The sequence below is a fragment of the Aquimarina spinulae genome, from assembly GCF_943373825.1.
In the GTDB taxonomy this organism is placed as follows: Bacteria; Bacteroidota; Bacteroidia; order Flavobacteriales; family Flavobacteriaceae; genus Aquimarina; species Aquimarina spinulae.
Map to the genome: position 1 here is coordinate 2,728,953 of NZ_CALSBP010000002.1, position 24,150 is coordinate 2,753,102.

24 protein-coding genes are annotated in these 24,150 nt (G+C 31.8%); 7 read left to right on the plus strand and 17 right to left on the minus strand.

Translation table 11 applies throughout. The features are described 5' to 3' along the window. The first annotated feature begins 24 nt into the window (after positions 1-24). The 5 genes from NNH57_RS17480 (at position 25) to fabF (ending at position 5,326) form a co-directional block, all read left to right on the plus strand. The gene (locus tag NNH57_RS17480) at positions 25-1,398 is read left to right on the plus strand and encodes a tetratricopeptide repeat protein (RefSeq protein WP_159099249.1); all 1,374 of its coding nucleotides are present in this window, start codon (positions 25-27) and stop codon (positions 1,396-1,398) included. A gap of 7 nt (positions 1,399-1,405) precedes the next feature. Further along, on the plus strand, positions 1,406-2,179 hold the full coding sequence (lolB1, locus tag NNH57_RS17485; protein ID WP_108808197.1) for a lipoprotein insertase outer membrane protein LolB1: 774 nt from the start codon (positions 1,406-1,408) through the stop codon (positions 2,177-2,179). After that, positions 2,176-3,405: a murein hydrolase activator EnvC family protein gene (locus NNH57_RS17490; protein ID WP_074405831.1), complete on the plus strand. Its 1,230-nt coding sequence runs from the start codon at positions 2,176-2,178 to the stop codon at positions 3,403-3,405. The genes lolB1 and NNH57_RS17490 overlap by 4 nt, the downstream gene beginning before the upstream one ends. A gap of 73 nt (positions 3,406-3,478) precedes the next feature. After that, positions 3,479-4,027, plus strand: a complete 549-nt coding sequence (locus tag NNH57_RS17495; protein ID WP_108808196.1) for a TetR/AcrR family transcriptional regulator — start codon at positions 3,479-3,481, stop codon at positions 4,025-4,027. Between the two features lie 51 nt (positions 4,028-4,078). Continuing rightward, a complete protein-coding gene (gene fabF, locus NNH57_RS17500) occupies positions 4,079-5,326 on the plus strand; it encodes a beta-ketoacyl-ACP synthase II (protein WP_108808195.1) in 1,248 nt (415 codons plus the stop codon). A 31-nt stretch (positions 5,327-5,357) separates the two neighbouring features. On the opposite strand, the gene NNH57_RS17505 is transcribed toward fabF, so the two are convergent. Then, positions 5,358-5,867 (minus strand): acyl-CoA thioesterase, encoded by a 510-nt coding sequence (locus NNH57_RS17505; RefSeq protein WP_025665389.1) that lies wholly within the window; start codon positions 5,865-5,867, stop codon positions 5,358-5,360. Between the two features lie 152 nt (positions 5,868-6,019). Further along, entirely contained in the window at positions 6,020-7,018 is a 999-nt protein-coding gene (locus tag NNH57_RS17510; protein WP_108808194.1) for an HU domain-containing protein, read from the minus strand. 148 nt (positions 7,019-7,166) lie between these two features. Here NNH57_RS17510 and dprA point away from each other — a divergent pair, with 148 nt between their 5' ends. After that, a complete protein-coding gene (dprA, locus tag NNH57_RS17515; RefSeq protein WP_108808193.1) occupies positions 7,167-8,270 on the plus strand; it encodes a DNA-processing protein DprA in 1,104 nt (367 codons plus the stop codon). 47 nt (positions 8,271-8,317) lie between these two features. On the opposite strand, the gene NNH57_RS17520 is transcribed toward dprA, so the two are convergent. From NNH57_RS17520 to NNH57_RS26565, 15 genes are all read right to left on the minus strand, one after another. Further along, positions 8,318-9,646 (minus strand): DUF6624 domain-containing protein, encoded by a 1,329-nt coding sequence (locus NNH57_RS17520; protein WP_108808192.1) that lies wholly within the window; start codon positions 9,644-9,646, stop codon positions 8,318-8,320. A gap of 75 nt (positions 9,647-9,721) precedes the next feature. After that, the gene (locus tag NNH57_RS17525) at positions 9,722-10,540 is read right to left on the minus strand and encodes a helix-turn-helix domain-containing protein (RefSeq protein WP_108808191.1); all 819 of its coding nucleotides are present in this window, start codon (positions 10,538-10,540) and stop codon (positions 9,722-9,724) included. A gap of 184 nt (positions 10,541-10,724) precedes the next feature. After that, a complete protein-coding gene (locus NNH57_RS17530) occupies positions 10,725-11,081 on the minus strand; it encodes a SnoaL-like domain-containing protein (protein WP_074405824.1) in 357 nt (118 codons plus the stop codon). 3 nt (positions 11,082-11,084) lie between these two features. Then, the gene (locus tag NNH57_RS17535) at positions 11,085-11,960 is read right to left on the minus strand and encodes a sterol desaturase family protein (RefSeq protein ID WP_108808239.1); all 876 of its coding nucleotides are present in this window, start codon (positions 11,958-11,960) and stop codon (positions 11,085-11,087) included. Then, entirely contained in the window at positions 11,957-12,136 is a 180-nt protein-coding gene (locus NNH57_RS17540; protein ID WP_074405822.1) for a hypothetical protein, read from the minus strand. Before NNH57_RS17540 ends, NNH57_RS17535 begins: the two co-directional genes overlap by 4 nt. A gap of 68 nt (positions 12,137-12,204) precedes the next feature. Next, complete coding sequence (locus tag NNH57_RS17545; protein WP_108808190.1) at positions 12,205-13,074, minus strand: AraC family transcriptional regulator; 870 nt, start codon at positions 13,072-13,074, stop codon at positions 12,205-12,207. A 50-nt stretch (positions 13,075-13,124) separates the two neighbouring features. Further along, complete coding sequence (locus tag NNH57_RS17550; protein WP_108808189.1) at positions 13,125-16,280, minus strand: S41 family peptidase; 3,156 nt, start codon at positions 16,278-16,280, stop codon at positions 13,125-13,127. Between the two features lie 116 nt (positions 16,281-16,396). Then, a complete protein-coding gene (locus tag NNH57_RS17555; RefSeq protein ID WP_108808188.1) occupies positions 16,397-17,257 on the minus strand; it encodes an alpha/beta hydrolase in 861 nt (286 codons plus the stop codon). A 39-nt stretch (positions 17,258-17,296) separates the two neighbouring features. After that, positions 17,297-17,947, minus strand: coding sequence for a hypothetical protein (locus NNH57_RS17560; protein ID WP_074405818.1), 651 nt, complete (start codon positions 17,945-17,947; stop codon positions 17,297-17,299). Positions 17,948-18,143: 196 nt separating this feature from the next. Beyond that, positions 18,144-18,497, minus strand: coding sequence for a hypothetical protein (locus NNH57_RS17565; protein ID WP_074405817.1), 354 nt, complete (start codon positions 18,495-18,497; stop codon positions 18,144-18,146). A gap of 12 nt (positions 18,498-18,509) precedes the next feature. Then, entirely contained in the window at positions 18,510-19,019 is a 510-nt protein-coding gene (locus NNH57_RS17570) for a hypothetical protein (RefSeq protein ID WP_108808187.1), read from the minus strand. 83 nt (positions 19,020-19,102) lie between these two features. Next, on the minus strand, positions 19,103-19,888 hold the full coding sequence (locus NNH57_RS17575; protein ID WP_132065896.1) for a hypothetical protein: 786 nt from the start codon (positions 19,886-19,888) through the stop codon (positions 19,103-19,105). 180 nt (positions 19,889-20,068) lie between these two features. Then, on the minus strand, positions 20,069-20,665 hold the full coding sequence (locus NNH57_RS17580; protein WP_074405814.1) for a hypothetical protein: 597 nt from the start codon (positions 20,663-20,665) through the stop codon (positions 20,069-20,071). 169 nt (positions 20,666-20,834) lie between these two features. Then, positions 20,835-21,554, minus strand: a complete 720-nt coding sequence (locus NNH57_RS17585; protein WP_074405813.1) for a DUF2071 domain-containing protein — start codon at positions 21,552-21,554, stop codon at positions 20,835-20,837. Positions 21,555-21,622: 68 nt separating this feature from the next. Further along, complete coding sequence (locus NNH57_RS26565; RefSeq protein ID WP_108808185.1) at positions 21,623-22,426, minus strand: CPBP family intramembrane glutamic endopeptidase; 804 nt, start codon at positions 22,424-22,426, stop codon at positions 21,623-21,625. A gap of 388 nt (positions 22,427-22,814) precedes the next feature. On the opposite strand from NNH57_RS26565, the gene NNH57_RS17590 reads away from it, so the two are divergent. Then, positions 22,815-23,858 (plus strand): serine hydrolase domain-containing protein, encoded by a 1,044-nt coding sequence (locus tag NNH57_RS17590; RefSeq protein WP_074405812.1) that lies wholly within the window; start codon positions 22,815-22,817, stop codon positions 23,856-23,858. Positions 23,859-24,150: the final 292 nt, after the last annotated feature.

A 24,150-nucleotide genomic window follows, 5' to 3' on the forward strand; every position in this document is an offset into this window, starting at 1 on the left:
TATCAGTATTGCAGAACACAGTTTATGATTAACTATTGGAAACATATATGTCTTTTATTTCTATTCTTTTGGAGTGGGAGTGCTATGATTCTATCTCAGGATATAGAGCCTAAACAAGAGATAAATATCGACGATCTGGGAAATGTTTCTGACGAATTTCAAGAGAATTTTTTTGAGGCGCTAAAACAAAAAGCAATTACCAATTACGATAAGGCAATTGAAGCCTTAGAGAAATGTATAAAAATTGACCCTAAACCCGATTTTTTATATTTAGAATTAGGGAAGAATTATTTAGAGCTAAAACGATATCAGGATGCAGAAGATAATTTCGTAAAAGTATTAGATGCTAAACCCAATAACAGGTTTATCCTCGAGCTTTTGTTCGAAGTTTATTTTCAACAACGAAAATACCAAGAATCAATAGGTGTAGTAGAAAAGTTAGTTGCATTCAACCCTATGTTCAAGGAACAGTTGGCAAATTTGTACTTTCTAGAAAAACGATATGAAGAAGCATTAATCGTTATTGATGAATTAGATGACGAATTTGGAGCCGATGATTATCGCAATAGGTTACGAAAAAGGATCTCCTCAAAAATTATTAATCCCAATGGTCAAATTAGTAGACTAGAAAAAAAAATAAAAGAAAAACCTAAGGTAGAGCAAAATTATTTAAACCTGATTTACCTGTATAGTAAGGATAATCAAAAAGAAAAAGCGTTTGAAACGGCTAAATTACTATTAAAGAAAAAGCCAAAATCAGAATTCGTACATCTGGCACTATATAAATTTTATCTTGAAGAAAATAATTTTGAACAAGCTATTAGTTCGATGAAGATTGCTTTAAAAAGTAATAAAATAGATGTCGAATCAAAATATAAAGTGATTAACGATTTTTTACCATTTCTAGATAAGAATCCTCAATACGAATCTCAATTAACAGATATTGTTTCGTTGCTCTCTAATGGTCAGAATAATGGAAAAGTCTTTACAGAATTAGGCCATTATTATTATAAAAAAGACAAAAAAGAGCAAGCACTCAATTTTTATGAACGAGGAATAAAAAGCAATGCCAATGACTTTGTATTGCTAAAAAGAATATTACTATTACAACTAGACTTAAAGCGATATGAAAAAGTAGAAATAGGAAGCGAATTAGCTTTAGAAATGTATCCTGCACAACCTATTTTCTATTTGGCCAATGGTGTAGCATTGATTCGTCTCGAAAAAGCGGCAGAAGCTATCGAGATTCTTACTATAGGTATAGATTACGTGATAGATGATCTAAAGATGGAATCAGACTTTTACCAACAAATAAGTGAGGCATATCGCAACTTGGGAGATACTACAAAAGCTTCAGAATATCAACAAAAAGTAAATCAACTTCAGAAAAAATCATAAGCGGGTAATGAACAGAATATTTTATCTATTGTGCATTGCTATGATGATGCTTAATTCTTGTAAGGGAACCAAAGCAGTAAGTGCGTCGGGAATCAAAAAACTAAATGCAGAAAAGATAATTGCAAATCACTACAATCGATCTTTTAATTTTAAAACACTTAATACTCGTATAAAAGTAAGATATGATGATGGCAAACAATCTTATAGTCCTAATGCTACACTGCGAATAGAAAAAGATAAAACTATTTGGATTAGTGTAAAGATGTTGGGTATTACGTTGGCAAAGGCACTCATTACGCCAGAAAAAGTAAGCTACTACGAGAAAATCAATAACACCTATTTTGAAGGAGATTTTAAATTGCTAAGCGATTGGTTGGGCACAGATCTGGATTATAATAAAGTACAGCAGATGCTTTTAGGACAAGCGTTATTTAATTTAAGAAACGATAAATATAAATCTTCAATAACAGGAAAAGCGTATCAATTACGACCTAAGACAGAATTAGCACTTTTTGAACGATTGTTTTTAATACACCCGGATACCTTCAAAATGTACTCGCAAAGATTAAAACAACCTATCGAAAATAGAGATCTAACGATTAATTATCGAAGCTATCAAAAAGTAGGAAATCAGGATTTTCCGAAAGAAATCTATATCGAAGCATTGCAGGAAGAAGAAAAAACCATGATTGAGATAGATTATAAAACGGTAGATTACAATGCTAAGGTGAGTTTTCCGTTTAAAATACCATCAGGGTATAAGCAAGTCACTATTCAATGAGGTTTTTAAAGATTATATATTTCGTAGGTTTATTATTGGTTTGTAGTCCATCTTTTTCTCAAAGTAGCAAACAACAGCAGCTCGAAGAAGAGCGTCAACGACTTAGAGAAGAGATTGAACAAATGAAAGAACTACGTGCAAATAATAAACGTAAAGAGCGTTCTGTTCTTTATGAAGTAGAAACGATCAACTCGCAGATTGGAACACGTAAAAATCTAATAAAAATTACCAATCAACAAGCTAATTTATTGACTAGAGAGATCAATACGAATTTTAAAAAAATAGAGGCATATCGTAAGGAGCTTACAGCACTTAAAAAGGATTATGCCAGGATGATTACAAAATCCTATAAGAGTAAATCTCATCAAAGTAGAATTATGTTTTTACTTTCTTCTTCAGATTTTTCTCAAGCCTATAAGCGATTACAATATATGAAACAATATAATGAACATCGCAAAGAGCAAGCAAATCGAATAGAAAATAACACCAGAGAACTTCAGGTTTTAAATACAAATCTGTCGAGACAAAAAAAAGAAAAGCAAGTACTAATTGAGGAGAATCGCGAAGAACAGAACAAGCTTAAAGCAGAAAAAAAGGAGCAACAAATTTTGATGACTTCTATTCGCAAAAAACAAGGTACCTACACAAAGCAAATCAAGAAAAAAGAACAACAAGCCAGTGCTATTGATAAAGCGATTGAGAAATTGATTCGGGAAGCTATAGCTAAAGCCAATAAAAAAGCAGGTAAAAAAGTAACCAAAAAAGGGTCTGCAACTACATTTGCACTTACTGCAGAGGCCAAAATATTAGCCGATAATTTTACATCTAATAAAGGAAAATTACCTTGGCCTGTAGGAACAGGAAGAATAACAAAGAAATTTGGGCGTCAGCCTCATCCTACGCTCCCTAATATACAAATTAATAGTAGTGGGGTAGAAATTGAAACGAGGTCGGGAGAACCTGCGAGAGCTATTTTTGAAGGAGAAGTAATCGCTATACAAAAACTTAAAGGAGCGAGTCGTTTGATACAAATACGACATGGTAATTATATTACTACCTACTATAATATAGAGAATATTAGTGTTAAAGAAGGGCAAAAAGTAGCAACAAAACAAGCAATAGGTGAGGTGCGCACCAACCCAACAACTGGTAGAGCGATTATGAAATTCTTAATCTACCAAAATGCAAAACGATTAAACCCTCAAAGTTGGATTTATAAGATGTAAGTTAAGTAGTAGAAACGATTTTTATATCTTTATTTCTTGCATTCTTACTTACTAGTAAGTATATTTGAAAACTATGTCTGATAAGAAAATAGAAATAATGGATCTTGCAGAAAAACTAATTAGAACTAAAGGGTATAATGCCTTTAGTTACAAGGATATATCTATACCATTACAAATAAAGAATGCTGCGGTACATTATCATTTTCCAAAAAAATCTGATCTGGGACAAGAAATTATTCTTAGAACAAGAAATGAGTTTCAGAAAAAACACATAGAATGGGAACAATGTTTACCCAAAGAAAAGCTAAATAATTTTATCGCTCTTTATGAGAAAAACCAATCTCTTAACTTGGTTTGTTTGGTGGGAGCATTGGGCTCTTCTTATGAATCTTTACCAGAAAATATGCAGAATTCGCTAACAAAGATGAGTGAGGAAATTCGTAGCTGGATGCAAGAAGTGCTTAAAGAAGGTCTTAAAAACAAAGAATTTAATTTTATGGAGACGGCCGAGGAAAAAACTGATGTTGTTATAGCCGCTTTACTTTCATCACTTATCCTGGATAAAGTTATCCAGAAAAATATTTTAAAATCTGTTAAGGCTTCAATATTGAAGAGTACGTAATTTTTTTTAATCATTTAAACTTACTTATTAGTAAGTATAATTTATGTTAACATGAAAGAAAAAAGAGTTGTAATTACTGGTTTAGGCGCTATAACCCCTCTTGGAAATTCGGTAGAAGAATTTTGGTATGATGCAGTTAATGCTAAAAGTGGAGCTACAAGAATTTCGAAATTCGATCCATCTTTATTTAAAACTCAGTTTGCTTGTGAGGTAAAAGGATTTGATCCACAAAAATACTTGGAACGAAATGAAATTAGAAAAAGCGACTTATTTACTCAATACGCATTATACGCAGCAACAGAGGCGTTTGAAGATTCAAAAATCGATGTAAACTCAATATCTCCTTTCGATATTGGAGTGATCTGGGGTACGGGACAAGGAGGTATGAATACTTTTGAAAAAGAAGTAAAAGGATATATTGAGAATAATAATACCCCTCGCTTTAACCCATTTTTTGTACCTAAACTGATCTCGAATATGGCTTCGGGAATGATTTCTATGAAATTTAAACTAATGGGGATTAATTATACTACAGTTTCTGCTTGTGCTACTTCAAATTCAGCTATAATGGATGCTTATAACTATATAAAATTTGGGAAGGCAAAAATATTTATAACTGGTGGGTCTGAGGCACCAATTACAGAGGCTTCGATAGGTGGGTTTAATGCAATGAGGGCAATGTCTACCAGAAATGATAACCCAAGTGAGGCTTCAAGACCTTTTGATAGCGAAAGAGATGGTTTCGTTATGGGAGAAGGAGCAGGAGCACTGGTTATAGAAGATCTGGATCATGCTAAAAAAAGAGGAGCTAAAATTTATGCCGAAATCATAGGCGCTTCGATGACAGCTGATGCATATCACATGACAGCAACACATCCAGAAGGACTTGGAGCGGCAAAAGCTATAGAGCTTGCTTTGCATGAAGCAAAAATTAATCCTGAAGAAGTTGACTATTTAAATACACATGCTACCTCAACCCCAGTTGGAGATTTAAGTGAAATCAAAGCAATCACAAAAATTTACGGAAATGCCCCTGAAAACCTTAAAATTAGTGCGACCAAATCTATGACAGGCCATTTACTTGGTGCCGCTGGTGCAATCGAGAGTATATTATGTGTTAAAGCTATTAATGAGGGGATTGTTCCACCAACCATTAATACGAATACTATTGCTAAGGAAATTCCTGGAAACCTAAATATTATTACAAAAGAAGCTATAACAGGAACTATCAATATTGCTATGAACAACACATTTGGTTTCGGAGGTCATAATGCAATCGCAATATTTAAAAAGATCTGATATTCTTTAACAAGAAATAATTATGAGCAATCTATACAAACAATGCTTTTAATTCTGTAGCATCACTAGGATTCATTTTTCCTGCCAGAACCAAGCTCAATTGCTTACGACGTAAAGCCGCATCATATCGTTGTTTTTCGAGTGCTGTTTCTGGTTTTATTGAAGGTACAGCAACGGGACTCCCACTTTCGTTTACAGCAACAAAAGTATAGATAGCCTCATTAGCTTTAGTTTTATCTCCACTCTGGCGATCTTCTACCCAAACATCTATATAAACCTCCATAGATGATCTAAAGGCTCTGGAAACTTTAGCTTCGACAGTTACAACACTACCCAGTGGGATAGCCTTATTAAAAGCAACATGATTTACAGAAGCAGTAACCACAATTCGTCTAGAATGCCTACCTGCTGCAATTCCTGCTGCACGATCCATACGAGCTAAAAGTTCTCCTCCAAATAAGTTATTTAAAGGATTGGTTTCTCCTGTTAGTACCAAATCGGTTAAAGTGGTAAGAGATTCTGAGGGATGTCTGGATTCCATGCAATTTTAAATTTTTGCAAAGATATGCGGTAATACCATAATGAGAAAATAACAACAGGTATAATTTATGAGTATTTAAACTTCATCTTGCAGTATTATGCTGTAGTGACAACAAAACACTTATAATAAATAATCGTAGTATGATTTTTAGATTACTTTTTAATCAATAACCAAGCTTTAGAACTCTGTTCTTTTTTAATTCTGGCTAGTGCTTGTACCGCTTCAGAACGGTTTTCATAACTTTCGTATGCTACCTGGTGTAAACCATATCTGTTTACTCCAATAAGATGCGCATTAAATCCTTGTGCTTTAAGTTTTTGTACTTTACTATCTGCATTAGATGCAATTCTAAAAGCACCAGCTACGATATGAAAATTCCCTGATATAGTATTAGATACTTCAGGAGTTATATTAGTAGTGTTTTCTTTGCCCTTTATAATATTAAGATTAATGGCAGGGAGCGGGTTAGAAATTTCAAAAGTAGCCTCTTGTATCCTGTTTTCAATTTCCTGATTGGCCTTTTGCCATTCCTTATTATTATAACTTACATTGGTATCACTAACTTGTTTCAAGCCAAAAAAACCACCAACCCCCAATAGGATTGCTGCTACAGCTGCATATTGTAAATAAGGGCGTTCACTACGTTTTTCTGGTGTAAACGTAAGCGGAATTACTTTTTCAATAGCCTCTACATCCTCTTTATATACTTCACGCTTGATTTCAATATTCCTTTTAATTACAGGAGATGCAAACGAATGTAACCCAAAAGCTTCTGTAAGATAGTTTACCTCTTGTAAAGGTTCAAATTGTAAGGTGTTTTCTACCGAAGTATAAAATGAACCAATTTTCTCTAATTCTATACGTTGTCCATTTGCCATCTTTTCATTAAGAGATAAAACATAGCGTTGGATTTTGGCAACAGCATCTGTATATGAGATATTTTCTGCAGATGCAATATAGTTCGCTAACAAGCCATCATTGTTTTTCAATTGGCTATTAAAAGAAATTAATTTTTGAGGAGGATAAAATGTATTAGTTCCATCTAGTATTGTAGCTGGTTGACGCCTGGTCAAAAATGCACCAAAACCTGGTAGAATTATGCATTCATATCGATATAATAGTTCGCTTATATAGTTAGCTGTGTTATTCATTACCCCTTCTAAAAATGTGCTTTCTTTGTTAGTGAAAATTAATTATCCCAAAGGTATAAAAAAATGAAGGTCATTTAAACTCTAGCTGCTGAATTTATTAACAGTTTCGTTTTTTTTTTGTTTCTTGCACTGACTTACAAATTATTACATGAACATCGAAAAACTTCTCGCCTTACTTACCCTTAAAAAAGTAACCAATCTTGGGGATAGTTCTATCAAAAAATTAATACGCGAAGTAGGTGATGCAGAGGCAGTACTTGCCGAAAAAGCAAACAACCTGCTCAAAATTGATGGAATAGGAAAAATGAAAATCAAAGATTTATATAACCCTGAGTATCGAAAAATTGCAGAAAAGGAACTACAATTTATACAGGAAAATAATATCAATTGCCTGGTATATGATCAACAGGGTTACCCAGAAAGGTTGAAACATTGTATTGATGGCCCTGTAGTATTATTTAGTTCTGGGAATATTGATCTTGAACATAAAAAGATTCTGAGTATTGTAGGTACACGACAGGTAACTCGTTATGGAGTACAGTTTTGTGAAGAATTGATAGAAACCCTCGCTCCTGTTAATCCTGTTATCGTATCGGGTTTTGCTTATGGTGTAGATATCACAGCGCAGCGTGCAGCGGTTAAACATAATCTACAAACTATAGGCTGTTTGGCTCATGGCTTAAATCAAATTTATCCTAAAACGCATAAGAGGTATGTTCCACAGATCGAGGAAAACGGCGGGTTTTTCACAGATTTCTGGAGCACAGATACTTTTGATCGTAAAAATTTTCTGGGTCGTAATCGAATTATTGCTGGACTTAGTGAAGCAACAGTAGTAATTGAGAGTGCCGATAAAGGAGGTTCTTTGGTAACTGCCGATATTGCTAATTCTTATAATCGAGATGTATTTGCAGTACCGGGTAGAGCGCATGATCCTTTAAGCAAGGGATGTAATATGTTGATAAAGACCCAGCGTGCCCATATGCTTACCAGTGCTGCTGATCTAATGTATATGCTTAATTGGAAACTCGATGAGAATGAACAACCTGCTGTACAGAAAAAACTATTTGTAGAGTTAGATGAACAAGAAAAGAAAATCTATAATTTTTTAACCGATAATGGAAAAGAGTTATTAGACGTCATAGCCTTACAATGCCAAATCCCTACGTTTAAAACAGCTTCTGTTTTGCTTAATATGGAACTTAAAGGAGTTATAAAACCACTGCCAGGAAAATTGTTTGAGGCAGTTTGATCTTTTTCTTAATTAAGAACTCGCTCTGATAGCTAAAAAAACAGTAATTATTGGCTCTTTTGAAGGAGTTCTGTAATTTCTAACCATTCCTTTTTTTCATACCATGAGACAAGTTCTGATTGTTTAGCGATTTGAAATCTACCCTCCCATTTTCTCCAGATAAGAACTTTTAGGATTTTTTTGCAGATTCGTTTAGAACGTTTATTCTCGAATAGAGCAAGGTGTAATGACGCCTGATAAAGCTGTTCATTACTAAGTTCTCCATAAAATGATATTGCGTTTGTAATATGCGTATTTGCCGAATCAATGTTTTTCTGATCTATAAATTTTTCGAAGGTTTCAAAACTGTGTAGTGCTTTTTGATGTGAAGTTGCTAATGTTATCTTAGCTTCTTCTGCGCTAGGCCTTTGGTATTTGATTCCATGAAAATAAGCATATACTTCTATTGGCTCAAGAAGCCCTAATTCGACTCTTCTTCTATCTACGTTGGCAGGGTCTTTAATAGGATAAGGAGCACCTTGTGCCATGCTTGCGCCATAGATTTGTTTTTGCCAGGTATCTCGAGCTATCCTATCATTAAGTTCTGCATAATGGTTGGGATCCATATCTCCTTTTTTCATTGCTTTTTCAATTAGGGATAGACATTTTTGTTTAAAAAAAACATCGGGATAATGTTGCGGTATTGCCCAACTTATTTTTGCTCCATCTTCTCCGACAAGTTTATTTCCGGGCCAGCCGTAAATATTAATGATACTATCGAGCTTATTCCTGTTTATTTCCCATCGATCTTCGACGGGTTTAAAGAGTAATTGGTATTCTTCTGTAGAAGCATTACTATCCAGAGCTTTTGTTTTTTCTTCATACTGAGATAATGCAAGTTGATCCTGTGCCCACATTTCTTCCAATTCTTTTAATAGCTCTGGATTTTTAATAGTTTGTATATACGTTCTTTTCTTATTACTTATAGTGTGTAATAGGGTATTCCATCTTAAATCGTTTCTTAGATTAGATAAAGCTGGATAGGTTGCTGTTAATACAGAATCTCTAAGTCCGGCTTGTATAGCTTTATCTAACGATAAAAATGCTTTGTCATTTTTGTTTTTGGGAGCATAAACAGTTGCTGCCATAAAATAAACCTCCCAGTTTTTCTTGGGCATAAGTTCTGCGGCCTCATATAGTTGATTAGCTGCTTCAATACTTTGATTATCATTTAGGGTTCTATACGCATTGATTAAGCTACTTACCCATTTTGGATTTTGATCGTTGGTAGTGTATTCTTCCTCAACCACTTTTTCGGTTTCTTTTTTAGAAGTGGTACAACCTAAAATTAAAATCAAAAGACTTATATATATTACTGACAATAAATTATTTTTCATACTATATTATTTAAACAACGTTAACAAAGAAATGTAATGGCTATTTAAAAAAATAGAACAGAATTTGCTTTTATTTTAAATTTTAGCGTATTCCTTAGGTAAATAGCCAGTCATAGATTTAAATATTCTTGTAAAATGGCTTTGATCAGAAAAACCACAGATATAAGCTATTTCAGTTAGTGAGTATTGAGAAGAGTGTATAATATCGATAGAATGATTCACTTTTAGTTTTCTGGTGTATTCGCCAAAGGTACATTGAAAGTATTGTCTAAAATTCTTTGAAATTGTAGTAGGATGAATATTTACTTGATTAGCCAGTTCTTTTAAAGAAACATTTTCGTTCCATCGATCGTTTAGTATATCTCTAATAGATTGCATCCAATACGGAAATCCTGTTTCTTCTTTTGATTTGATAGAATTCTCAATAAATTCCAGAAATAGCATTTCTATAGAATCATAGGATTGTAAATCGTTAATTTCTGCTTCATTCATTAACTTTATAAAAGTAAAATGAGAATCATAACTTTTTTTCAAAGCTAGTTCAATTTCTGCTTCTGTATAGTTGTATTTCGTTAAAAAAGAAGTGTCTATTTCTAGGCTTATATGCTTCGATGGGAAATTGTGATAGACATTTTTGTGTAATTCATGAGCATGATAATAATTTATACATCTCGCAGTCCTTTCAGTTTTTTTTCCTTTTCTATATTCGGTATTATGACCATAAAGTACAAAACTGATTAATGGTTTTTCATGAGAGTGCCAAATACCAGTTTCAATAGGGTTTTTATAATTTGTTACACCTATCAAAAAGTCGTTAAAATCATAAATGTTGTATTTGGGAGCCAGATAACACCCTCTTTTTAAATTGATACTGGTATGATTTAACTTTTGCATGCTCTATTTGTAACTTTTTTAAATACTATAAAAGAATAGCATTTGTATAAAAATACAGATGTTTAGCATATACATAACAAGTATTAATCAATTTCCTTGATATATTTCAATATAAACACTTAAAACTATTGAAAAGAGAGATCAAATAGACTAGTGACATGCCTATGAATGCTTAAAAATTCTTCTACTTATAAAAGAATTGCTCTTTTACGATTTTTCTGTCACTTACTTCATAGACAATGATTTCGTCGATTACTATATTATCATTATTTACCATGATTACATCTGTGATCATTCGTATACTAAAATGATCTTTACTCACTAATGGATCCGAAACCTCAAAATGATTCCATTTTTTTATATACAAAAGAAAACGCTTTTCTTTTTGAATCATAGCTTCTAAACCTACTACTGATTTTTCCTTAAACTTATCAGGTTCTTGATTGATTGCATCTGTAGCAAATAACTGTTGCTGAGCTTCCAAAAATTTTTTCTGCCGCAGTAGTTCTACTAGTTTGTTAGCTATTGTTATAGTCGTCATGTATTATTTTTTATGGTTTTTAAAATAAGAAGGACGCCAGATAAGACTACCAAAGATGATCTTAAATCGATCACTCCAGGTTCTGCATTGCTTTACATCTCTCCATATATTTTTGTATTCGATAAAATTGATAGTGATAGGATTATTAGAGTTTATATTTTTGGTTAATCCATAGATCACTTTTTCTTCTTCTCTCTGAAAAGTGCCAAATAATTTATCCCATAGTATAAGGACTCCACCATAATTTTTGTCGAGATATTTTTGATTAGAACCATGATGTACTCTATGCACAGATGGGGTATTAAATAGTTCATCCAGCCAACCCAGTTTGATAATTCTTTCGGTATGTATCCATGTTTGATATTGTGCAACAAAAATTAGTGAAACTATAGCTTGAAAAGGATTAAAACCAATTAATATCATTGGGATAAGAAAAATCCACTCGATAGCACTTTCTACAATGCTTAATCGCATAGATACTGTTAGATTATAATCTTCAGAAGAATGATGTACACTATGGTTGGCCCATAAAATACGATGTTCGTGTTCTATCCTGTGCATCCAATAATATGTAAAATCAGCGGCCAGGAGGCTTAACACCCAGGTCCAGCCATTCATAGGAATCTCAAATGGCGAAAGATGATAAAAGGGGAGGAGGCAAATGATCCCGATAGAACCAAAGGCTGTTTTTTCTAATAATTGTCCGAGAAAAAATATGATGATGTTAGCTCCAGTATCTTTCCATCTTCGTTCTTTGCTGGTGAAAAAATCTAAGCAAATTTCAAAAAAGATAAGTGTAAAATTGATGATAAAGAAATACGCTACGTAGTCTAGTATTTCTGAGGTCTGGAAAAGTAAAGTAATTTCTTCTATATTCATTTTTGCTGTTGGTTTTCTGGTAAGAAGTATAAAAACCAAAGAAACCATAATAGGTTTGTCACCCCCCAAATAGAACCATGACCATGGTAATAATTGATCACATCTGAGAAGGTGTAGAAACCAATACATCCTAAAACTCCTAAGTACCAGTATTTTTGAAACGTAAAGTTCTTCATGCTTTTTACTTATAAAGCAAAAATAACAGCAATGTTAAGGAGCTTGTTTGTTAATTATGGACAATATGTTACTTGATAGGAATGTAAATCTCAGTAAGTAGTTCGTCTTGGGGAGTATCTGCTTCATCATTAAGAAAAAACTCTAGGGTAGGTTTATCTACTAATTCTAATTGTATGTCTGTCATCCAATGCGAATAAATATAGTCATAGGTCACTATAGAGTGTTCATAACTGCCTTTATGAAGAAATTTAGCATATTTTTGAGGTGTTATTGTTTTGGTTCTAAATAACCCTTCTACTTCAAATTTTAATGGGGATTCTATAATAATACCTGCATTATATCTGCAATATACACTATCAGTAATATCATTGTCATCTAATATCTCTGCCATACATATGGTATCATTATCAAATACATTATTTTTTGATGCATATGCTATGAGTTGTTTCCAGATTTCTTTAATACTATCAATATCATCAAATGTACCTTGATAGGTTATGTATAGAAAATCGAAACTGGGCAATTCTTCAATTTCAAAAGTAATAGGGGATTGTTGACTTACTTTTTGTGGCTCTATTGTTTTTTGAAATAACTGACGTTTAAGCTCCTGGGTTTCTCTAAATTGAGAGGGAGAACAGTTAAATTGATTTTTAAATGCTTTACTAAAAGCTGCGATATCACTATATCCAAGAAAAAAAGCGATATCAGAAATAGTCGTGTCAGAATATTTAATGTATTGTGCTGCTTTTTCTAGTTTAATTCTTTTAATGTACTTTCCGATGGTTTCATGGTGTAGTGCAAGAAATATTCGATTAATGTTTCGATAGGAGTAATACGATACCTCTTCTATATCGTTGATAGTGATATCTTCTTTAAATTTCTTATCCAAAAAATCTAACAAAGACTTGTATCTTTCTAGTTGTGTAGGATTACTCATATACAAACATATACATACCTTAACAATGCGATGTTGTTAATTTTGGACAATTATTTAGCTCCTAACTGCTTCATTATTTCTGATACTGCTTTATCTAATTGTGGTTGATTGTTTTCTAAACGATTTTTAAATGTTTCTTTAACATAAATATCTGGCGCAACTCCTGTTTTTTCTAAATTTTTACCATCTAGTGTATAACATCCCCAGGAAGGTAAACGATAGGAGGAACCATCTACCAGACCTTTGCTAGAGGTAAAAATAATCCATCGATAGGTTTCTGTTCCTATAACTTTACCCAGGCCAAGTTCTTTAAAACCAGCAGAGGTCATCTCTGCATCACTTAAGGTTTGCTCATTTATCAGAATTATAATTGGTTTTGCAGCTGGCGCAAAATTGGGTTGTGAGGTAAGTTTACCATCCCTGTATTTCCATTTTAGATAAGGCCTTTGGGATAAGAACTGTAATACCTCGTCGTGTACATTTCCTCCTGTATTATTTCGTAAATCAAGGATTAGGGCATCTCTTTTATACCCTTCAGAAACCATTTCCCTTTTAAAGTTATTGAGTTGCCCACGCACCATATTCTTCATATGAACATAGGCAATTTTTTTATTGCTTTTTTGATCGATATAAGACTGGTTACTATCGACCCATTCATCATATCTTAAGTTTCTTAAACTTCTTGATGAGATTGGGTGTAGATTTACCGTTATCTTTTGCGAATTACGTTCTAGTGTTAATTGTATTTCTTTATCCAGTGATGGTTGCATAAAATATAGTTCTCTATTGTTTTTTGAATCAATTTTTTGATTATTTACAGCAATTAATCGATCACCAGGGAGTATATTTTTGTTAGCTACATCTGCAGGGCTGTCGGTGATAATTCTTTCTACTTGATACGGGTCATTTTTAGAGAAAACAATCCCTGTTGCCAGTGTCTTAGTACCATAAAATTGCTTTTCTTCTTTACCGGTAGACCGAAACCCAAAGTGAGATGTATTTAGCTCACCCAACATATCATTAAATAATAGTCTTAGATGAGAACGATTATTAATATAGGGTAAATAAGCCGCATATTGATCTCTAAGTTTTTTCCAATCTTCTCCATGAAAATCACCATCATAAAAATTTTCTCCAAAACCAGCCCAGGCTTCCTGGAACATCTGTTGAAACTCATCAGACAATGCTTTTCTGAATTTAAAATCAATTTTGATTTCTTCAGTGGTATTGCTTTCAATATCCAGAGTATGAATATTTCCTTCTAGCAATACATAATAACTATCTTTTGCTGATGCTATTTGATACCCAAAAACTTTGGCATCCCCGACTTTCTCTGTTTTGTTTTTCTCAAACGGTTTAATCGTGGTTTTCCATAGTTTAGCATCTCCTTCATCATGATTAGAGATATAAAACACATAGGTAGTTTCTTTTTTATCAAAAACATGGACCCCGCCTTGATACCCAAAAGCAGGACTAATGCGTTCTATACGCTCCATCAATCCTTTTGGGTTAATATTGATCTTTATTGTTTCAGTTTTATCTTTTTTATCGGCATCTTTCTTTTCATCCTTGTCCTCGTCATCTTCTTTTTCTTCTACAAATAATTCTTCAAACTTCTTGGAGGTATAAGGAGCTTCATACTTATCTAATGCCATTTGATAAATACCCGCTTCATCTAGCCCATAGGGATAACTAGGCTGTGTAAGGTTAGAACTAAAGTAAATGTATTTACCATCGGAAGACCAGAAAGGACTACTTTCATTTACCCCGGTTTGGGTAAGATTGATTGTTTTTTTTGTAGGGATATGATAGGTAAAAATATCTTGTTCAAAATTGCGTATCGCATTATAAACGAGATACTGACCATTTGGAGAAAATCGGGGCTGTGGTGGATATAGTGCCCAGAATTCATCTTTTACAACAGTAGTACTTTTTAGGTTTTCGAGATTAAGAAGGCGCAATTCATCTCTACCGCTTATATAGGCTGCTTGTGTGCGTTTTGGGTCTATTTCTATATTTACATTACTTCGGGAGTCCGAAGTGATTTGTTTTTCTTTGCCTTTTCCTTCGGCAGAAATAGTAAACAGATTAAGATACCCATCTACAGTCTGGTTGTATAATAAGGTGCGATTATCCTTAAGCCATTTTACCTCGACTACCCGTTCTGCTGGATTGACCCGTATTTGCTGAATAAATTTACCTTTTGGGTCAGAAACAAATAGCGCACCGCGAGAAACGAAGGCCATCTTTTTATTATCGGGAGAAATATCAAAATTGGTAATGTTTCCCTTAGTCTTAAAATCCTGGGTTTTATCTAATGTGTTATTAAGATAGATCTTAATCGGTACTTTTTTTGTGGTATTCGTAGCTACATCATACAGGTATATTTGATAATCCTTACCAAAAACCACGTGATTTCCATTAGCGCTTACTTGTGGTCTAGCGATAGAGGTGTCAAATTTGGTAAGGGCTGTTTTTTTACCATTTTTAAAGGTGTACAGATTATATTCTCCGTTAGCTTGATCAGAAACAAAATAGAGGTTCCCATTTTTATCTATTGTTGCCCAAAAGTCTTTTCCTTTATATGAGGTATGTTCTTTATATTCTTTGGTTTGGGGATTATAAGACTTTATATTGGGATTATAATCTCCTTTATATCGTTTTCTATGCGTAAAATTTTTGCTTTCCCAGCTTTCGTTAAAGAAAATTTCTCCTGTGGTAGGATGGGGTACTATATTATGAACGGTATTAAAATAATGATCAAATAAACGTCTTGGAGTCCCACCCGAAACCGCTACCTCATATCCACTAAAACGATTTTCTCTGGATGAGGTAAAATATATACTTTTTGAATCCCATGACCAGCTATCTACATCATCTGCTGCATCATGAAAAGTAAGTTGACGAATTTCTCCTCCTTTCATAGGCATGATATACACATCCCTATTACCATATTGAGTAGCACTAAAAGCTACCCATTTCCCATCGGGGGAAATAGTTGGTAATGTCTCTTCACCTTGCATTCCTGTGAGTCGGGATGCTTCACCGCCGCCAGAGGAGACTTTCCATAAATCCCCATCATAACTAAATATAATAGTTTGCCCATCTGGGGTTAAGGTAGGGTCGATTGTAAAATATGCTTCTTGTGCCTGAGCCCCAATACTAAATACAAAACAAAGAATTGAAGTGAAGAGTGATTTGAACATGTTGATGTTTTTGATTGAAGCAGGAAAGATACTAAACTTGAGTAATACAAAATTTAGAAGAAAAAGTTAAAAAATTGTTACTTCCTAATATTTAGAGCAATTGTTTATACGCTGTGTTAGGCGCAGTCTTTATTTTTATCAATATGCTTTGTGATAACTTTTTCAAGTTCCTGATAGTCTGTTTGTATTAACCAATGACCTGAATCTAATTCTATAAATTCGTAATCATTTTTCATGTATTGATGGCTTTCACTAACAGAATAAGAACCTATCGCAATATCTTTATTTCCCCATATAAATAAAGTTGGAACATTTATGTCACCAAGTATTTGATTTTTATCAGCGCTCTTTAATAGTTTATAATTACTACGGTAATAGTTTATTGATGCAGTTAATTGTTTTGGGTTTCTGAAAACTTTCAAATAATCATTAACTTGATCCGGTTCACAATTCTTCCATAATCTTTTTAATATTTTAAAATTGTTTTTTTTTAATCGTAATTCTGGAAGATAAGGCAATTGAAAGTTCTTTACATATTGACTCATTTTTCTTTGTTCACTATTAACGATCATTGCTTTTCCAAAAGCTTGTGGATGTGGAACAGAGATTCCGGTCCAACTTAAAATTCTGTCTTGATTATCATGAACTAACTTCCAGCCAATAAGTGCCCCCCAGTCATGACCAATAAGGTGAAATTTTGGCTTATTTAGATGTTTAGAAATGTCTAAAATATCCTTGGATAATTTATCCAAACTATAATGTTTTTTCCCTTTGGGACATGCTTCTTTACTATACCCTCTTAAATTGGGAGCAACACAATAAAAACCATTTTTCGAAAAACTAGACATTAATTTTTTCCACATAAAAGAAGTTTCGGGCCAACCATGTAAAAAAATTACTAATTCATTTTCTTTATTACCATTTATTCGACAATCGAATATTAAATTATCAATCCTTATTTTAATAGTTTCTTGCATTGTTCAGAATTGTGTCTAACGTTTAATATATGTATAGAGTTATTTTTTTCGCATTTTTTTGATTAACAATATAGCTCCAAAGATTAAAAAACCATAAATACATATCTTGCCTAAGATATAACCTGTTTTGAACCATTGAGAATTACCTCTCATTTGACGTGGTCCATTAGCGTAGTTAATTTTTAGAGAATTTAGATATTCATTTTTCTTTTTTTTATTAAAATTAGTTCCGTTAATATATGTTGCAACATAAAAGAACTCTTCTAAAATTAATGTATTTGTTTCAGCATTTTGGATTCCAGTTTCGGAATCGTTATAACTAACCTTATATCCAATGAAGTCATCAATTTTAAATTCAGTTGAATCCTTTAAGTGAAATCCAGCTTTTTCCATTCTTTTGATTTGCCCACGAGTAATAGCTTTATAAGATTCTTTTAAACTTTTCTTATCAGAAGGTAAATTATTTAATTCACTTTGTTTTGAATCTATTTTCATTCTTTGAATTAAATATGCTTCGGTTTCATTTTCGGAATGAAAATTTAAAATATATAATCCTTGAGCAATTGTGTCAAGTTTAGAAACATTTCCAGGGATATTGATAGAGATGTATTCATCAACTTTTGTTTGCCCATAAGTTGAAAATGTAAAAAGTAAAACAACACTTAGTAATGCTAATCTAGGCGTTTTCATAAGTTGATTTAATTGTAGACAACGTTATAAGTATGTGTCATAGCAGGGCAAAATGTTACTTAACCTTGGACACATCTGCGCAGATTTTATACTTTTTTAGCTATAAAATCACTGCGCCATCATAAATATATAAGAACCTTTCGATTAATCACAATCTAAGCCATGATCACATATATAGTGTTGTGCGTTCGTTTTTTTAAGAATCACTTTTAGTAATTACTAGTGGATATTTTATTTTAAGAATTTCTTCCACTTTTGGGGCGATTTCATCTACATCAGGATTATATTTATTCCAAAAAGTGTTTAAGTCTTGTTTTTCAAACCTGTCAATTCCGATAGCTATTTTTTCGCTTTGTATAGATTTGTTAATAATCTCTCTATTTGGAAGAGTAATCATTAATTTGACTTTAGCATATATAATTCCTTCTTTAGAATCTAGTTTAATTTTGTCATTTGTCTGTATTTCTCCAGATTTTACATACCCGTGAAATACTGTACAGGTATTCCAAATAAAAAATCCTTCATCAGTAATAAATTCAAATTTATTCATATGATATTTCGTTTAGATACTTTCAAATTCGCTTTTGAATTCATCTTTTAATATTCCACTTACATGATGTTTTAATCCAAAAAACCTTTTAAATTGATGGATAATCGTTTCTATTGAATTATACCATGGTTTATATAATTCTTTCCCTCTTAAGTTTATTGGGTAGCCAAAAACAATTTTATCTTGTTCCCATATTTGCTCTATACCAAATTCTACTTTTAGTTTTTCCATAAATGAATCAAATCTTTGCATTTCTTCTGAATCATATGTCATATTAAAGTAAATGGGAGATTTGTTTTTTAGAAAGAATATAATAAATAAAGAATCATCATCTCCTCTCATAATATTCGCAAAGGCTACTCCAATTATATCATCATATTTTAATATCCAATTATAATTTATTTGGTGCCTTTTGGTTTTAATAAATTTTATTTGAGTATTATCTATGTAAAAACCTACATCGTATTTATTAATGTATTCTTCTTTTTCTAGTTTTAGTTTTTCAAATAAGTTTTCACTCATTTTATATCTTTCTTCTATGACGCACAACGTCTCTTGTATGGTGTGTTTGCTCCCCGAAGGGAGCAAATGAACTATACAAATTGTTACCCAACGTTTTTTAATATTTGTTCAATCCGTTTAATATCTTCGATACTAACTAATTTTAATGTTTTTATAAAAAGATTATCATCATTAATTTCAATTTCTAAACCTTTTTGATTCTCAAAATTTTCTAGAAGTTTATTAATTCGTATTACATCATAACTATTTTTGAAAGTAAATGATTCGTAATCTTTTAATTTTAAATCATCATCATTTCTGAATTTGTCAAATATTTTCTCAACAGAAGATTTTTCTCTTAAATAATAGTGCCCATTTATATTCTCAATTTTTTTCCAGATCATTAAATGCGATTCCTTATAATCTTCTTGATAATAAGTCATTCCGTGAAGTTCGGGTGCAGGTAGAATTAAAACTCCATTTTCAAAAGAGAATGGATTTGAGTATGACCAAGCATCGTAATTATTTAAAGTTTTTGTACTGTCAAAAATGTTAAATTGTTCATCTGTTAGTTCAGTTCTTTTATAATCTTTATTTTCTCTTAAATAATTTAGGGCAATCTCGGCTTGCTTTTCATCTTCAGTAAGTAGTTTTTCCAAATCGGATTCAGGTACTGTTCTGAATTCATTATCGTGAGAAACCCAATGTCCAGATTCCGCCTCTTCCAAAGTTATTTTCATTCCAGTTTCAGGGTCAATAATATGTTCATCTTCCAAACTCTTTTTTAACTTTCTTTCGTATTCCTTTTCTTCCGCAGTTTTTGGTTTGAACATCACATAAAGACAAAAAAGGATTCCAATTCCTACGATAATAAAAATAAATGTTATCAATTCTTGAATGTTTTTTAATGTTGGGTAACAACAAAATAAAGAATATATATCCTTTATTTCCTATGTATAGTTATTTTTTAATATGCTGTTGTATAATCATACTATTTAAAAATAGATAGTTAAGAGTATCTATTTGGATTATCCAAAACACCGCTAGCGGGAGTTGTGTTATCACTTTTTTTATTTTTCAATTATTACACCTTCTAATTTAGAGTTTAAAAAAGATTTTAATTTTTCAATAGTATTAGAATTCAAGTCCAAATGATTAATTGAGTATTTTTTCTCGTCTAAGTCCTTAACAATTATTGATCCGTCTATTATCTTAATAGAGTTTAGCCTATTCAAAACTATGTATTGGTATTTGTTATTATTCCCAAAACTTAATTCTTCACTGTCTACTTTGATAACTCCGCTTGGGTTATTTTGAATTCCACTTATGATCAATGATATCCCAATTATTAATAAAGAAAGTAATGTTAATATGGTCCACTCAAAATAGAAATACCAAATAACAATACTTATAAGAATTCCAAAACCCCAGAAATAATTTAAAAACGTATAGTAATGGTCATTTTTTGTTTTAAATGGTATTGAGTTAGAGCCCCTCTTTTTTTTGTTATTAAACTTTTTAAGATTCGAATAAACAGAGGCTAATGCAATTAAAGGGAGAAAGTACTCAAAATTAATTTTTAATCCTTCCCAAATTTCGAATGCCACTATATATGTCATTACAATTATTGCTATAAGCGATGAACTAAAAGAATAACGTTTTTTCATTTTTTCAATATTGGAGATGACGTTTAATATATGTGTCGTAGTAGGGTAAAACGTTACCTTGTTTTTCGATTTTTGTGTGCATTGGTTGTTAGCAGTAAGTATTGCGCCATTCCAAAAATAAGAAGATCATCCGTTTAACGATCTAGTAGCTATGATATCATGTATGTTGTTAGGTGCAGTTTTTTATTTTTTTCAACCCAATCCATTCATGTTCAATATCTTTCATCAATAAAGCATTATCAAACTTTACAGATCCTTTCGGAAAAATACTTTCATTTTCAAAAAAACTTGATTTTACATTTTCAACTTCCAAAAGAGATACTTTCCAGTTATAAGCTTTCAACTCAAGTCCGTCGAAATCATTTTTGTCTGGAGAATATCCCACAGAGCCTTCTTCAAAGAAATCCGAGACGCATTCGAGATTTTCGAATACACTTTCTTTATTCCAAGTATTAGTTTCTCGGGCCTTAATAGATAAGGATGTGTTGTCATCGCTTATGAAACTGACTTCATAATTTCCTTCTTTTTCATTTATTTTGAAATCTGCTAAATGATGAATTCCCGGAAATATAGTTCCTCCTGCTAAAGATTTTAATTTAGAAGAAGTGTCTCTTCTTGGAATATAAACTCCCTCTTTATGTTTTCCATTTTCAGTCCATTCAACAGCAATTCTATGTGCTCCGTTTTCCGAAGATATTCCGATTTGTTTAGGTAAACCTTTTGGTCTGATTTCTCTTAGTCTAATTAAGCAAATTCCAGCAATTCCTTTTCCGTTTACCAATTTAGGCTTAAAAGGTTTTGGTAAATAATCATCCAAGACTTCTTTGTCAATTTGATAATTGATTAAAATGCGCCTGTCAATTATTCCTTTTATTTTTGGGATTTTCATTTATATGTTCTAATTGCACCTAACGTTGCGTATAACAAGCGTGGCTTCCCGAAGGGAGCTATGATTTGTTATACCTTGTTAGCTACTGTTATTTTTTTAATTCCAATATACGATAATCCTATTCCAAAAATAAATAATAACCAATAGACAAAATTGTAATTCAGTCCGTAGCTCCATTCGTAATAAGATTTTCCATAAGACACTAATAGTAACCAACTTAAATTGGTCAGAAAGTGTAAGATTATCGTATAGAATATGTTATTAGTTTTATTATATATTAAGCAAGCTATAATTCCAAAAATAAATGTGGGTAGTAAGTTTCTATAACTTGGTAAATGAATTAAAGAGAAACAAATACTCGAAACAAGTATTGATAGCGTTAATGAGTGCTTTTTTAGTACCTCTCTGAACAAAAACTTACGGAAGAAAAATTCCTCAAATATTGGTGCAATTATCAAAACTGATATTCCACGGTAGAGAACTGATAAGTTCGAGCTTTCGGAAAATTCAAATGGTTTTAATTCCGTACCACTGAAATAGTCATAAATTTTATTAAAGTCAAATAATGGTCGGTCAAAGAATTCAAGTCCAATGGCTATTAAAATCAAATAGAGAAGGAATTCCGGTTTTATACCTTTCATCTTTTCAATTCCTTTATTAAAGTTGAAGACAGTTTTATATGACAAGTAAAAAACTATAAAGTAAGCAATTATAGTAGGTATTCGACTTGTTATTCCGAAATAATGAATCAGACTGTTGTCACTTAAAGAATCAGTTACTTTTGGTTCTATGAATTCATAAACTCCCAAAGAAATTAGAACTTCTAATCCCATTAATAAGGCTGTAAGTAAAATTGCTTTGAGGATGTTCATTTATAATTGTAGCTAACGGTTTTATGTATGATTTCGTTGTGTGTTTCAGCAACTAATTTAGCAAATACAAACCGAATAGAAAATGCAGGAGGATTTTCGTAAGTAGGCTAGAACTAGCAATTAATTATACATGGTGTTGTAGCACATTTTTTATGCTACACTCTTGGTTAGAAAATCTAAATTTTCTTTCACAAACAGGTTTAATTCTAAATTTACCTTTTTTACAACGTTTAGAAGTATAACAATTACTAAATCCGGTAAATAAAAAAAATATTAGTATGGCAATATTATAAATAAGTAGTTCGGTTTTATAATTAAAAACCTTAACTAATAAGAATTATTACATATTGGGCATATTAAAACTTAATATTACAAATTACTAAATTTTATGAAACGTATTTTTTCTACTTTATTATTATTGTTTATTTCAATAATTCTTATAAACTGTAAAAGTCACACTTCAATAGATTCTTATATAAAAGAGTTAGCGGCAGAAGGTAATTTTAACGGAAATGTTTTAGTTGTTAAAAATGGAGGAACACTTTACGAAAATTCTTTTGGTTTTTCAGATCCATCTAAGAAAGTGCCTCTTACAAAAGATTTTCGTTTTGGTATAGGATCGGTTTACAAAGAGTTTCCCGCAGTGTCAATTATGCAACTTCAAGAAAAAGGATTGCTAAATGTCGAAGATAAAATTGATAAATATTTAAAAGATCTTCCAAGTTGGGCATCAAAAATTTCAATTAAAAACTTATTACAGTACACAAGTGGACTTCCAAAAGTTGAATGGGAAAAGTATTTAGGCAAAAATGAAAAAATAACTGAGGAGAAAATTAAAAAAGATTTACAAAGTATTGAAGAATTAAATTTCGAGCCAGGTGAAGATTATTTATATACCAATCATAGCCCACAGTTATTATCTAAAATTGTTGAAAAAATTACCAAACAAACATTTACAGATTATGTAACCGAGAATCTGTTTATTCCTTTTTCTTTAAACACAGCCGTGATTCCTCCAGGATTTCCATTTGTAGATAAAAATTTAATGGCTATTCCTTTTAATGAAGCTAATGAAGAAGATTCCTGGAATGTTGCGCTCCCGGGAGTTATGTTTACGTTTACTACAAATGATTTATACCAGTGGATAGATAACCTTCATGCTTATAAAATTATAAATCAAAAATCGATAAAATTTTTATCTAAAGAAGCTGATTTTCTTGGAAATATTCAGGCTCCATTAGGCTTTGTAGAATGGAAAAATAATAAAATTGATGAACATTCTCATCATGGTGAATCTGGAAATTATGAGTGTATGGTAATAAGATTTAATAATGATAAAGATGTGCTAACTATAATAGTTCAAGCAAATCAGAAACATGGAAACGTGATTGATATTTCAGATGACATTAAAAGTATTTTAAAATATAATTAAATATTAAAAACTATAGATTTTCTCCATTTGACATTTAAGTATTGGTGTTTCTTTTGCTTGCAGCTAACAATGATATAAAGGATATATGTCCTTTATATCCCATGTATGGTTATGTTTACTTGATAAATGTAATTATTAGTATTGAGTATAAAAAACCCGATCGATTTGCATGGTAAAATTAATCACCACTATTTTTCCCAGTTCCGAAAAATGAAACTGGCGTGCTGTATCATTGTGTATCAATTATTTATTAACTACGATCTATTGTAATTTTTGTAAAACAAGCAATAGA